Raw genomic sequence first — 12,928 nt, forward strand, 5'->3', positions numbered from 1 at the left:
CGCTCTGCCCTGTGGATATACTGACACTATGACTATTTCTCGTAACGCTTGGACCGTTGCCAGCCGCGTCGTCTACCCGGTGCGCGATCAGGATGCCACACTGCCGCTCTATGCCGCGCAGTGGACTCGGCCGAAGCTGTCCGAGACGGCCATCGACCCGCGGTTGAAGATGCAGCGGCTCGACTTTACGAATATGGGCCAAGACGACTTCTCTCGCTTGGTGGCGCAAGGGGTCACCGGGTCGGCGGCCGAGACCGGCCAACGGCCTGTTGACGAGCAGGTCACCATTAACTCACGCACATCGCTCACGCTCGCCCCCGGAGCGCACATCTCGCTGTGCACGTATTTCAATGCATTCCCAGCCTCCTATTGGAAGCACTGGACTCAGGTAACCAGCGTCCGCTTCTCGGCGCGGGTCAAGGGCAACGGGGAAATCACACTGTTCAAATCGACCGGTCGAGGCCTGTTCTCTCCGGTGGAGAAACTCGTCTGCGGCTCCGGTTTGGAGGGGGGTGCAGTTGGCAGGCATGCCAGCGGTGCTGCCCGTCGCGAGGAGAGAGTCGACACTGAAGCTGCTGCTGTGGCTGCCGCGAATAGTGCCGCTCGGTCTTCTCAGGGATCCCCAAGCGCCACTGATAGGTCCAAGGCACACGACTTAGACGGCGAGTACCGCGATATTGAAGTCATACTGCCGATGACGAACCTCATCGACGGCGGCTACTTCTGGTTCGATGCCAAAGCCGGCCGCGGTTCCGTGCTCACCGTCGCCGATGCCGCCTGGAGTGTGCCCGAGGCGGAGCGCACCGCACCCAAGCCCTCCACCCTGTCTATCGCCATCACTACGTTCAACCGGCCGACCTACTGCATGAACCAGCTTGAAGCCATGCGCAGCGAGCCTGAACTGTTGCAGCGACTCGACACCATATATTGCGTCGACCAAGGCACCGACTTGGTGGAAGCGCAGCCCGGTTTCGAGCCGCTGGCTGGTGAACTGGGGAACAAGCTCACCTACATCCGGCAGAGCAACATGGGTGGTTCGGCAGGCTTCTCTCGCGGTATGTTCGAGACGCTCAAGGCCGGTTCCAGCGCCTACACGCTGCTGCTCGACGACGATGCCATCAGCGAGCCGGAATCCATACTGCGCGCCCTGCAATTTGCGGACTACACGCGCAAGCCGACCATCGTGGGTGGTGGCATGTTCCACCTTGACAACCGTACGGTGCTCTACACGCAGGGTGAGCGCCTCGACCCTTCGCGCTACTGGATGAAACCGAGCCGTGGCCGCAGCTACAACCATGATTTCGCTGCGTTCCCGCTGCGCGACACTCCCTCGCTCCATGCCCGTGCCGGCGCTGATTTCAACGGGTGGTGGATGTGCCTCATTCCCGTGCAGGTGATGCGCGAGATCGGGCTGTCGCTGCCGGTGTTCATCAAGTTCGACGACATGGAATATGCGTTGCGCGCTCGTGAGCACGGGTTCCCCACGGTGAGTCTGCCGGGGGTGGCTGTCTGGCATCAGGCTTGGCATGACAAGGATCCCGGGCGCACGTGGGAGGAGTATTTCACTCAGCGCAACCGGTGGATTTGCGCGCTGCTGCATTCGCCCAAGCCCAACCTGCGCTTTGCGTACGACATGGTGTACGGCGATGCCGAACTGGGGCTGAAGTTCATCTATTCCGGGGTGAAACTGCGGCACATGGCCTTGCAGGATGTGCTGCGCGGACCTCAATATGTCGTCTCATCCATGCCGGGCAAGTTGGACGAGGTACGGCAGGCTCGTCAGGGTTTTGCCGACACTGATTTGCATGCGGATGCCGCTGATTTCCCCGAGCCTGCGCGCGAACTCGGTGACGGGGTGCAGGTTGCCGGGCATGCTGCTGCAGGACTGTCTCGTGTGGCGGCGCTCGGTGAGGCTTTGGCCAGCAAGCGCAGCGGTGTGCGTGCTGTGCGTCCCGACGTGGCAATACCGGCCGAGCGTACGGTGTGGCAGTCATATACCGGCGTGGATTCGGCTGTGGTAACCTCTCCCGATGGCAATTCCGTGGCTTGGGTGAAGCGCGACAGTGGTTTGTTCCGTAGGCAGATGAAGGACGGCGTGCGTCTGGCAAAGGCGCTTATGGAACGTTGGGAGACGCTTTCCGCGCAGTATCGTGCCGCGGACATGGCCGGGGTGCAGGTGTGGGAGCGGATTTTCGACACGCAGGAGCCGAAGGAGTCGTAGGCGCCGCAGGATTTGCAGGAGGCACCGGCGCGGTAAAGTCTCTGTGATACTGGCGGGACTGCAGGTGTTTGCGTATGTTTAAGGCTGTTCGCGGGTCGGTGTTGCCCCGCGACACGCCTCAAATGTGGATAACCCCGACCATTCGTCCACATTCATTGTTTTTGCTGTTCCAACTGCTCGATATGCCGTTCAATAGAGGGCATGAACATTGAACAACACACACAGCAACAGCCATACACGCCTCGCCGTTCCTACGCGCGGAAGGTGCACGAGCAGACCGATGAGACGGGTGCTTTGCCGCCACGCCCACAGGCCGGGCCGCATCCCCTGCCTGCGGCGGTGTCGCAGCATTCCTTTTCTGATGAAGATGAAGGGACGCAGTATCTGGGGTCGGAGCCTTTAGCGCGCGCGGCTCCGAGTTTCCAGCCGCAGCGCGGGGAAATACAGCCTCGAGCGCGCGCGAAACCTTACCAGAGAAGTCGGCCAAGTGTGGGAGCCAAGCCTCTTGCATCGAGTGACACTGGGTGCCTGCGCAACGTGGTGGTGATGGAAAGTGCCAGTGGAGGGGTTGGTCTGAGCACCTCTTGCGCCATGCTTGCGTTGGAGATGAGCAGACGTGGCAGACGATGTGCACTGGTGGATGCCGATTTCCGCAAAGGCGGTCTCGACGTGCTGCTTGGGCTGGAAAATGACGAAGGCTTGCGTTTCGGTGGCATAGATCTTCCTCTAGGGCAGGTTTCCGGTTCAGTGCTGGTGCGACAGCTCCCGCAATGGGAAGGCATCGCAGTGCTGTCGTTCAGCCCGTGGGAGGGTGAAGCGCCCGAATGGTGGAACGTGCAAGCCGTATTGCAGGCCTTGTCGCGCACTGTGGACGTGGTGATTGTGGATGCTGGCACGGGGTTGCTGGAGGCGGACATTCCAGAGCTGGCGCGTTCGCCACGTGTGGTGGTGACGGAACTTTCGGTGCTGGGAGCTAACCGGGCGCGTATCCTGCTCGGCCTTTCGGCAGCGCGAGAGCCTGGCTCGGGTTCATGGCCCGATGCCAAGGATGCGGACGGGGAGCGGTTGCCGGCTCTGGCTGTGCTGGGCGTTGAACCGCGTGGCACATTGCGTGGTCGGGGTGTGGTCTCCTGCTTGGATGCCTCGGAATTTTTGGAACGGGAGGTAGTCGGTCCGGTCAGGCCAGATGTCAAAAGTACCGGAGACTTGCTAGAGGGGCTGGGGCTGCAAAGTGTTCCCAAAGGTGCCAAGACTGCCATGCGGCAACTGGCGGACTGTGTGGAGGAACAGTTGAGGGCAGGTGATGAACCATGATGTTTGGTCCATTGGAGCAGCTGGCCCAGCGTGAGGAGGTCACCGACATCGCCGTTACCTGTGATGGGCGCGTGTGGGTGGACAGTGGCGACGGAATGCGCGAGTATCAGCCTCCGATCCCCTTCCGTTCGCCGCAGACGGTGCGTGAATATGCTACGCAGCTGTGCGCTCAACTGGGGCGCAGACTCGATGATGCTTGTCCGATTGCCGACGCTGCCGATGAGCGTGGGGTGAGGGTGCACGCTGTTATCGCTCCACTGGTGCCGCAGGGCGCTACTCTGTCCATCCGTTTTCCCAGCCGCACCGTGCCAAGACTGAGCAACCTGGGGTTGCGAGGCATGTTTCCGCCTCAATGGTTTCCCGTGCTTAAAGGACTGGTGGCCCGCCATGCCACCGTGCTCATCTCGGGTGGTACCGGCACAGGGAAAACGACTCTGCTCAAAGCGATGTTGAGGCAGTGCGATTCGAGCGAGCGTTTGGTGAGCGTGGAGGAAGTGCGTGAGCTGGGAGATGTGGGGCGCGGCAATTATGTGTCGCTGGTGTCGCGCGAGGCCAACGTGGAGGGGAAGGGAGCTGTGGGATTGTCGGAACTGGTCAAGGCCACGCTGCGCATGAGGCCAGACCGTGTGGTGCTTGGGGAATGCCGAGGCGAAGAGATCGCGGATCTGTTGCGTGCCTTCAACTCGGGGCATCATGGCGGCATGGTTACCGTGCACGCGGACAGTGTGGTCAGGGTGCCCTCGCGTTTGCTTGCATTGGGTTTGCTGGCAGGTTTGGATCGGCGGGCGCTCACCGTGCTGGCAGCCGATGCGTTCGACGTGATATTGCATATGGAACGTGTATTCGGGCAACGGCGTATCGCGCAGATTGGCGTGCTGCAGGCCGAAGGTGACAGGTTGTATGGGCGAGTCGTGGCGCAGTGGAATGGGGACGGTCGGGCTTCGGCCGGCTCAAAATGGGATCAATTTGCCCGCCGATGGGCAATCGAGGAGAGGAGCCGATGATGCACCGGGCGGGAATGAGTGGAGTTTGCTGGAATGTGCGAACTCGGCTGGAGAGGGGTGGGCGATGAATAGTGCGGCTTGGGCGGCATGGTGTTGTTTTGCCGCAGTGGTGTTGCGCTTTGCCGGGGGAGTGCCACTGGCAATGAGGTTGCGAGCGCGTCGTGCAAGGATGGGAACAGGTGTGTGGCGTGTGAAGCGCGGCCGGCCAACGGACTCGGCAGGTATACTTTCAGTCATCGATGCGGTTCGTGGCCATGTGCGTTCCGGAGGGGCGCTTACCAGTGCGTTCACTGGATTTGACGGAGAGCATCGTATCAGCTCTACGCCAGTGCTGCCCAATGTTTCCCGACTGCGCGGCATGCTGCATGACCGTGCCGGTCCAGGTGAGACGGAGCAGCAAGTAAGTCAGATGGCTGCAGAACTCCATATGGCTTGCCTGCTTAGCGAAAGCTTGGGATGTGAAGCTTCGCATTGTCTCGATGCGGTAGCGGACTCGTATCGGCGTATGAGATTGTTTGATGATCAAGTGAGCAATGCCTTCGCCGTGCCCAAATCTACGGTAAAACTGCTTACTGCGCTACCAGTGGGTACGCTGCTGCTTGGCCAGTTTCTGGGAACCAATCCAGTGCCGTTCCTGCTTGGTGCTGCCGCCGGAAGAGTGTGCCTGGTGTTCGGCTTATTGGCTTATGCGGGTGGATTGCTGTGGATGCGCTCGCTGATGTCGGGCGTTGCCGACGCTATGGAGTGACGCTGATAATTCAGTGGTTGAGCAGACATTGCGTACGCAATATTGCTCATGCGAGGAAGAAGGGAACGATGAACAGTACGGTATGGGCGGCTTTGGCTGCCGGTTTCTTGTGGGCGTTGTGGCGGGCAAGGCCAAAGCTCACAACTGTACGCCTAGTGAGAGCGCAGGTAAAACGGTCTGCTCCTTCGCTCACGGTGGTGTTGCGTATGATGTCGGTTGCGTTGAGTTCGGGAGTTTCGATTCCGCGCTCGCTGGCTGTGGTCGGAACGCTGGCAGGTGGAGCCTTTGGCGCATCGTTGCGCAGCGTCTCCACAGCGTTGTTGCAAGGGTTGAATTGGCGTGATGCATGGGTTGCCGCAAGGCAAGGCGACTCGGAGGTTGTTGCTGCCGGTAAGGATGTGGCAGTGCTGCGTGACGCATTGGAAGACGCGTGGGTGCATGGGGCGTCTCCTATTGGTCGTTTGGAGAGTGCTGTGGAGCAGATGGATGCAAGCCGCCGTCATCACATCGAGCGGGCCGCTGCTGAACTATCGGTCAAACTGTTGATGCCTACGGGATTGTGCTTTCTTCCTGCATTCATACTTATTGGTGTTATTCCCTCGATTGCGTCGTTCACCGTGTGAGGAGAGAGCGTCTCATCGGCGAAACGTGGATAACTATGTGCATAACTGAGCAATGTAATAGCGCAACACGCCTCAAATGTGGATAACCCCGACCATTCGACCACATTACTTCAAAACGATCTGCAAACCGTGCGCGGCAAGGCACACTGGAATCATCGTCACAGAACAGGCGATACATAAGAATCAAAGGAAACGATACTGAACTGAACACTGAAGGAGACCATCATGACTACTCAAGCTATAGAGGTAATTTCCGGCGGCAACGCACTGGTACAGCAGGCAACAGGGCATATGGCGGCACTGAGCGAACGTATAAAACGCAACATGTGCACGCTTGATATGAAGATGCGCACCGCCATCTCACAACATGACGAAGGTGCTGCAACTGCTGAATATGCGATAGTGCTCGTGGCGGCCACAGGTTTTGGTGCGTTGCTGGTGGCACTGTTGAAATCTGGCATGGTAAAAGGGCTGCTTGAGGAAATCGTGAAGAAAGCGCTCGGCGTGGTTTGAGCCAGTTCGTGGCGTGGATGGAAAGATAAGGGGCGTGCAATGGTAGCGCAGCGCATGTGGAAGTCGGGAACAAGACTTTGGCGGTATATCAATCGTGCGGTTAAAGCCTCAAACACGATGAATGCGTGTGGCACGTCCGCGAACGTTCGATCATGGCTGCACAAACACCCAACCTTGCTTGCCCAATTCCGGCGGGCGGATGAAGGCGCCGTTACGGCTGAATATGCAGTGATATTGCCCGCCGTTGTGGTAATGGCGGTGCTGCTGCTCATGCTGACGCGTGCATCCACGGTTTCTTTGAACTGTCAAGATGCTGCGGCTGCTGCAGTGCGCACCGCCATCATCGCCCAAGATGATGGCAAAGCGCGTGATGCCGCCAAACGCGCAGCTGGAACAGAAGCGGACGTCTCATTGCAGCGTAGTGCCGGGCAAGTGACCGCAATCGTCAGTTGCCCGGTGGTACCGGATCCCATGCATGTGCTGCCCACAGTGGTACAAGGCAAAGCTTCCGGAGCAGAGCAGTGATGACTGAGCCAATGCTGTGGTATTGCCGGGTCAAGCCGAGTCAACGTAGGCATGCGTAGCGCGAGATACAGCAGATATATGTGGGAAAGGCAAAGTTATGGCAGTTCATCACAGCAATATATGCCAACGCCTCACGTCTTCATTGACCAAGCGTGACGAGGGGGCTGGCACGGTGAACGGTGTAGTGCTCGTGCTGATGGCTGCAGTGCTGCTCATCGCCTTAGCGGCTGGAGCCAGAATACTGCTCTCCATGGCTCGGGCGCGTAGTGCCGCTGATCAAGGCGCGATCGCTGCGGCACAAGCATTTCGAGCAGGTCACCATGATGTGTGCGGCATCGCGCAGCGGCAGGTCAGCGCCAACGCGGGTACGCTCGTCTCGTGCACAGTGGATGAGAGGGAGGGGGATGTGCGTGTCTGCGTGTACATGGAAACCGGTGTGCCTGTGGTGGCACGTGTTTCGGCCACCTCTCGCGCAGGGCCTGTGGACTGTGATTCTTAACGCTTTCGCCGTGCGCGTGCGGTGGTGAGCGAGTTGGTGAAGATAGCGAGGTAAAGGTAGGTTAGTAGGTATGGCACTTGCACTCTATCGGCGATATCGTCCTGACACTTTTGACGGAGTCATCGGTCAGGATCAGGTTACGATACCCCTCTCGAAGGCATTGGATAACGGCAGGCTGACCCACGCCTATCTGTTCTCCGGCCCCAGGGGTTGCGGCAAGACCAGTTCGGCTCGCATCTTGGCGCGCTGCATCAACTGCGAGCAAGGTCCCACATCCCATCCCTGCGGTGAGTGTGCCAGCTGCAAAGATCTCGCCACAGGCGGACCCGGGTCAATCGATGTGGTGGAAATCGACGCGGCGAGCCATAACGGTGTAGAAGATGCCCGTGAACTGCGTGAGCGTGCGGCGTTCGCGCCGGCGCGAGACCGGTACAAGATTTTCATCCTCGACGAGGCGCACATGGTCACCTCGCAGGGCTTCAACGCATTGCTCAAAATTGTGGAAGAGCCGCCGGAACATGTCATGTTCATCTTTGCCACAACCGAGCCGGACAAGGTGATAGGAACCATCCGTTCGCGTACCCACCACTACCCCTTCAGGCTGGTGCCGCAAGAGGTGATGGGCCCCTTCTTGGAGCATGTGTGTGTCGAGGAGCATATTGAACCCGAACCAGGTGTGCTAAAACTGGCGATGCGCGCCGGTGGCGGTTCGGTGCGAGACACCCTTTCCGTGCTCGACCAGCTGATGGTAGGTGCCGAGGATGGCCGTATTGCCTATGATGCCGCTGTGGCGCTGCTTGGCTTCACGCCGGATGAGCTTATTGGCGAAGCCATTGATGCCGTGGTTGAAGGGGACGGCGAGAGTCTGTACGGGGTTATACAGAATGTTGTGGTCGGCGGGTTTGAACCGCGACGATTCGTTGAAGACCTGCTTTCCCGAGTGCGAGACATGCTCGTGCTGACACTGGGAGGTGCCGGTGCGGCATCTGTGCTCGGTGACGATGCAGAACAAGACTTGGATGGTTTGAATCGCCAGGCGAAGGCATTGGGATTGTCGTCGCTTTCGGCGATGGCGGAGATCATCGATTCGGCGCTTGCCGACATGGTGGGTGCCACCTCGCCACGCATGCGCTTAGAACTGTTGGCTGCACGTTTGCTTGCCGGCCGGGAGAACGGCTTTGCGGAGGTCTCGGCACCTGCCAGTGGCAATGCTGCGGCTGGTGCGGCACCTGTAGCAGGCGGTTTTGCCAATGCAAGCGCATCTGCCGGCAATGGGAGGTCGAACTTCGTCGGCTCGTCCGGCAACGGTAACGCTGGCGGGGCGGTGCGAAGCGGTTTCGCTGGAGCCCGCAACAGGCAGCCGAACCAAGCTGGTGTCCCCAGCTCACAGCCAGCCCAAACCCAAGGGCAAGCTGACGCTACGCACTCGGCTAACACTCCTGCGGCTTCCACAGCTGACCCTGCAAAGGAGCATAATGCTGCCACAACGCCAGATAATGGCGCGAAGCAGAATGTTGCTGGCAATGTGCCCAATGATGCCAGTGGTGAAACGGCATCTGACGAGACAACCAAGACCGAAACGCCGACACTGTCCGCAGCGCAAAAAGCAGTGCTCGAGCATGTCGGACAAGTCGATACGTCAGCCTCGCCGGACGAGAAATGGGATATGGTGCTCAAAGCGCTGCCCGAAGGTGTGGGCGAGTATGTGTCGCGTGACAAAGTGCCCGAAGTGGTACTGGAAACCAATCAGGCTGGACGTTCCCGCCTGGCCATGACTTTCGACTCGGCATTGAGCCAGCATGCGTTCGCATTGGCGCTCGCCTCCGATGCTGACAACAACGGTCAGAAAGCCTCTCACGTGGTGCTTGAAACGGTACGTGTGGTGTTCGGGCCGGGTGTGATGATCGCTCCCACAGGGGTGGCTGCGAATGGTGAACAAGTGGTGTCCACTAAACGCATGAAGCCCGAAGAATTGGCACAGGTCAAGCGCAAGATAGCTCTTGCCAAGGTGGGGCTGCCTGACGCCGGTGCCGCGCTGGCATCTGGACATGAAGGTTCGCAACCCAAAACCCGGAAGAAAGCCGGTGAGGACGCTCAACCGGACGCCGACGATTCCGCTCACCGAACACGGACCGCTGCGCCGGAAGACAACTCACAGCATGATGATCCTTTGTCGGTAAATGCCGATAAGGATACTGATCCGTGGGCTGCCGGTGTGAATGCAGGCGAACCTTCATCGCTGTCTCAAGACGTGTCAGATCAAGCCTCCATGAGGCCCGACACTGTGCTCGATGACCCGGATTACGACCCGTGGCAGCACCCGATGGCGACTGCCGGCACCGATCGGACTGAATCCGCTTCAGGTTCCGATGCCTCGGTTTCGCCCGCTAGCCAGTTGCCAAGTGAGAGCGCGCCGCAGGCCGACAATGCCGTACAACACAAGCATGTGTCTGTTCCGGATGTCGGTGACGGGGTGGACCCATGGGCGGTGCCCGAAGACGGTAATGCGGAAGCAGACGGCTTGGCTTCCCAGGCATCTTCCACAGCCTCATCGAGCACAGTCTCATCGAGTGCCGGTGCGTCGAGCGAGTCGTCGGATACACGTTCGGCTGACACAGATCGACCATCCCCACAAGACCGTCCGGACTTGCCGCGGCCTGACTTCGATCGGTTCAGGCAGCAGCAGAATACCGACGTTCGTGCAACACCACAAGTAGCGGCGGAAGATGATGATTATTCGCTCGACGACCAGTCACTTGGTGCCGCAAACGCTATGAGCGTGGATGATTTGAAACAGTTGTTCGAAGTCAAAAAGGTTGAGGAGTTCGCGGCAACGGACCCCAAAAACCCGAAGAACATCAAGGCAATCAGTCATCATCCCGACGACCAATAGTGCCGATACCTACATAACTCAAAAATGATTTGCACAATTTGTATGACCTGTATGACCTGTACGACCGGTACAACCTGTACGACCTGCACGGCATGTACGACCGGTACGACTGGTACAACCTGTACGGCATGTACGGCATGTACGGCATGTACGACCGGTACAACCTGTAACCGGTATGGCCGGTACGGCATGTGCCGCTAACCTACCGCGTGCAGCACAGGCGTACCGCGTACGTCGCACACACCGTACGTCGCACACGCTGCACCGCCGAACATCGCACACCGCAAGGAGAGGAGAACACCATGGCAATGGCATATGACGGAGCCATCCAACGTCTCATCGACGCTTTCGCACAGCTTCCCGGCATCGGCCCCAAAGGCGCCCAACGCATCGCCTTCTACCTGCTTTCCGCCAGCAATGAGGAAGCTGAAGGCCTGGCAGACGCCATCAGGGAAGTCAAGGAAAAAGTAAGGTTCTGCGATATTTGCGGCAACGTATGCGAAACCAGCCCTTGCCCCATCTGTGCCGACCCTAGAAGAGACCACTCGGTGATCTGCACTGTGGAAGAGCCCAAAGACGTGATGAGCATCGAACGTACCCGTGAATACCGCGGCGTATACCACGTACTGGGCGGTGCCATCAACCCCATGGCGAACATCGGCCCCAGTGACCTCGCCATTGCTGGCCTGCTCGAACGGCTCAAAACCGACGAAGTCAAAGAAGTGATTCTGGCACTCGACCCCAACATCGAAGGCGAAGCCACCGTCACCTATCTCAGCCGGCTGCTGTCCCCGCTGGACTTGAAAGTTACACGCCTGGCAAGCGGTCTGCCCGTAGGCAGCGACCTCGAATATGCCGACGAAATCACCCTGGGACGAGCGCTCGCCGGACGTCAAGAAGCCTGAGCGCGTCCCACATCGTGAAGAACAGGGCGGATGGTCGGTGTGACATCCCTATAATGGCGGTGTTCCACAAGAGAGAAAGGGGTGGGTCGTGGCTCTAATCGTGCAGAAGTACGGTGGATCGTCCGTAGCGGATGTCGAGTCCATCAAGCGTGTTGCCAAGCGCATCGTGCAGACCCGGCGCGCCGGCAATGATGTGGCAGTAGTCGTTTCCGCCATGGGAGACACTACCGACGACCTCATTGACCAAGCCCACAGCATCGACTCCAATCCCTCGGCAAGAGAGATGGACATGCTGATGACCGCAGGCGAGCGCATCTCCATGAGCTTGCTCGCCATAGCCATCCAGTCTGCCGGCGAGCGCGCCTATTCGTTTACCGGATCTCAAGCCGGGTTCATGACCGACGCGCAGTTCGGAGCCGCACACATCAAAGCGGTCAACCCCGAACGAGTGAGCCGCGCCCTCCATTCGGGCAGTGTCGCCATTGTGGCCGGTTTCCAAGGCATCAACACCGAAGGCGACTACACCACGCTTGGTCGAGGTGGTTCAGACACCTCCGCAGCGGCGCTCGCCGTGGCATTGGGTGCCCAAGTGTGCGAAATCTACACCGATGTGGACGGTATCTTTACCGCCGACCCGCGCATTGTTCCCACAGCGCGCCACATCCCCGTTATCAGCTACGACGAGATTTTGGAAATGGCGTCGTGTGGTTCGAAGGTGCTGGCGTTGCGTTGTGTGGAGTATGCGCAGCGTTTTGGCATGCCGCTGCATGTGCGCAGTTCCTTCTCGAGTCGCCCCGGCACGTTGGTGGTGCCCGAAGGTGTGGATGCGAGGAGTCTGCCGAACGTGGGCGAGCAGCCGCCGCATCGTCAACATGCTGTGCCCGCCGATGAGGTGGCACGCACACAAGGAAAGGCCGAATAATATGAGCGAGACCAACGCAAACAGCACTGACACAAACAGCACCGGTGCAAACGGCACTGACGCAGCTTCCGGTGCGGCCTGCGAGTCCATGGGCGACCTGTTCCCCGACCTCGGCCAGGAGGCTCCCGTCATCTCCGGCGTAGCCCATGACCGCAGTGAATCCCTCATCACCGTGCGCGGCGTGCACGATGAGCCCGGCATGGTGGCGCGCGTTTTTGAGTGCCTCGCCACCACAGGTGTGAACGTGGACATGATCGTGCAGGCCGGTGCGTCCACGGGCACTGCCGATATCTCGTTCACTCTGCCGGAAGCTTCCACCGCCTTGGCCAAGGAAGCCCTGGAACGCAACGAGGAGAAGCTCGGCTATCAGTCTTGCGACGTTAATACGGAGGTCGGTAAGGTGGCCGTGGTGGGCGTGGGCATGAAGACCCATTCCGGCATTGCGGCCAAGTTCTTTACCGCGCTGAGTGAGCAGAACATCAATGTGCTCATGATTTCCACGTCCGAGATTCGTATCGCGGCACTGGTGCCTTTGGTTCAACTGGACGACGCGGTGCGCGCGTTGCATACAGCCTACGGTCTGGACGCCGAACAGGTGGAAGCTACCGTATACGGCGGTACCGGGCGCTGAGCGACGAGTCAAGAGCCAGGATAACTGAACAGGCTCGGTGCATTGCTGAGCCACCCCGATGATTGCTAGGAAGACACAACGGCTGACGCAGGATCTACATTCCCAGGTGTCAGCCAACCCGAGAAAGGGC

General features: G+C 59.3%; 13 protein-coding genes. All 13 read left to right on the forward strand.

Annotated features, from left to right (window positions below; genetic code table 11):
* Positions 1–28 precede the first annotated feature (28 nt).
* The 13 genes from ACSYSO_RS00860 (at position 29) to ACSYSO_RS00920 (ending at position 12,798) form a co-directional block, all read left to right on the forward strand.
* The gene (locus ACSYSO_RS00860; protein ID WP_491701814.1) at positions 29–2,221 is read left to right on the forward strand and encodes a glycosyltransferase; all 2,193 of its coding nucleotides are present in this window, start codon (positions 29–31) and stop codon (positions 2,219–2,221) included.
* A gap of 201 nt (positions 2,222–2,422) precedes the next feature.
* Positions 2,423–3,535 carry a P-loop NTPase gene (locus ACSYSO_RS00865; protein WP_491701815.1) on the forward strand — a complete coding sequence of 371 codons (1,113 nt, stop codon included), beginning with the start codon at positions 2,423–2,425 and terminating at the stop codon, positions 3,533–3,535.
* Entirely contained in the window at positions 3,532–4,539 is a 1,008-nt protein-coding gene (locus ACSYSO_RS00870) for a TadA family conjugal transfer-associated ATPase (RefSeq protein ID WP_491701816.1), read from the forward strand. The genes ACSYSO_RS00865 and ACSYSO_RS00870 overlap by 4 nt, the downstream gene beginning before the upstream one ends.
* 64 nt (positions 4,540–4,603) lie before the next feature.
* Positions 4,604–5,287 (forward strand): type II secretion system F family protein, encoded by a 684-nt coding sequence (locus tag ACSYSO_RS00875; protein ID WP_491701817.1) that lies wholly within the window; start codon positions 4,604–4,606, stop codon positions 5,285–5,287.
* 68 nt (positions 5,288–5,355) lie between these two features.
* Positions 5,356–5,910: a type II secretion system F family protein gene (locus ACSYSO_RS00880; RefSeq protein WP_489799616.1), complete on the forward strand. Its 555-nt coding sequence runs from the start codon at positions 5,356–5,358 to the stop codon at positions 5,908–5,910.
* Between the two features lie 291 nt (positions 5,911–6,201).
* A complete protein-coding gene (locus ACSYSO_RS00885; RefSeq protein ID WP_489799845.1) occupies positions 6,202–6,423 on the forward strand; it encodes a DUF4244 domain-containing protein in 222 nt (73 codons plus the stop codon).
* Positions 6,424–6,540: 117 nt separating this feature from the next.
* Positions 6,541–6,948, forward strand: coding sequence for a DUF4244 domain-containing protein (locus tag ACSYSO_RS00890; RefSeq protein ID WP_491702038.1), 408 nt, complete (start codon positions 6,541–6,543; stop codon positions 6,946–6,948).
* Between the two features lie 97 nt (positions 6,949–7,045).
* A complete protein-coding gene (locus ACSYSO_RS00895) occupies positions 7,046–7,447 on the forward strand; it encodes an Rv3654c family TadE-like protein (protein ID WP_489799612.1) in 402 nt (133 codons plus the stop codon).
* Positions 7,448–7,517: 70 nt separating this feature from the next.
* The gene (dnaX, locus tag ACSYSO_RS00900; protein WP_491701818.1) at positions 7,518–10,340 is read left to right on the forward strand and encodes a DNA polymerase III subunit gamma/tau; all 2,823 of its coding nucleotides are present in this window, start codon (positions 7,518–7,520) and stop codon (positions 10,338–10,340) included.
* 29 nt (positions 10,341–10,369) lie between these two features.
* On the forward strand, positions 10,370–10,510 hold the full coding sequence (locus ACSYSO_RS00905) for a hypothetical protein (protein WP_491701819.1): 141 nt from the start codon (positions 10,370–10,372) through the stop codon (positions 10,508–10,510).
* Between the two features lie 132 nt (positions 10,511–10,642).
* Positions 10,643–11,245 carry a recombination mediator RecR gene (gene recR / locus ACSYSO_RS00910; RefSeq protein WP_489799606.1) on the forward strand — a complete coding sequence of 201 codons (603 nt, stop codon included), beginning with the start codon at positions 10,643–10,645 and terminating at the stop codon, positions 11,243–11,245.
* 88 nt (positions 11,246–11,333) lie between these two features.
* Complete coding sequence (locus ACSYSO_RS00915) at positions 11,334–12,167, forward strand: aspartate kinase (RefSeq protein WP_491701820.1); 834 nt, start codon at positions 11,334–11,336, stop codon at positions 12,165–12,167.
* Positions 12,168–12,255: 88 nt separating this feature from the next.
* Complete coding sequence (locus tag ACSYSO_RS00920; RefSeq protein WP_489799843.1) at positions 12,256–12,798, forward strand: ACT domain-containing protein; 543 nt, start codon at positions 12,256–12,258, stop codon at positions 12,796–12,798.
* The last annotated feature ends 130 nt before the right edge of the window (positions 12,799–12,928 follow it).

It is taken from the genome of Bifidobacterium sp. ESL1130 (assembly GCF_058507935.1).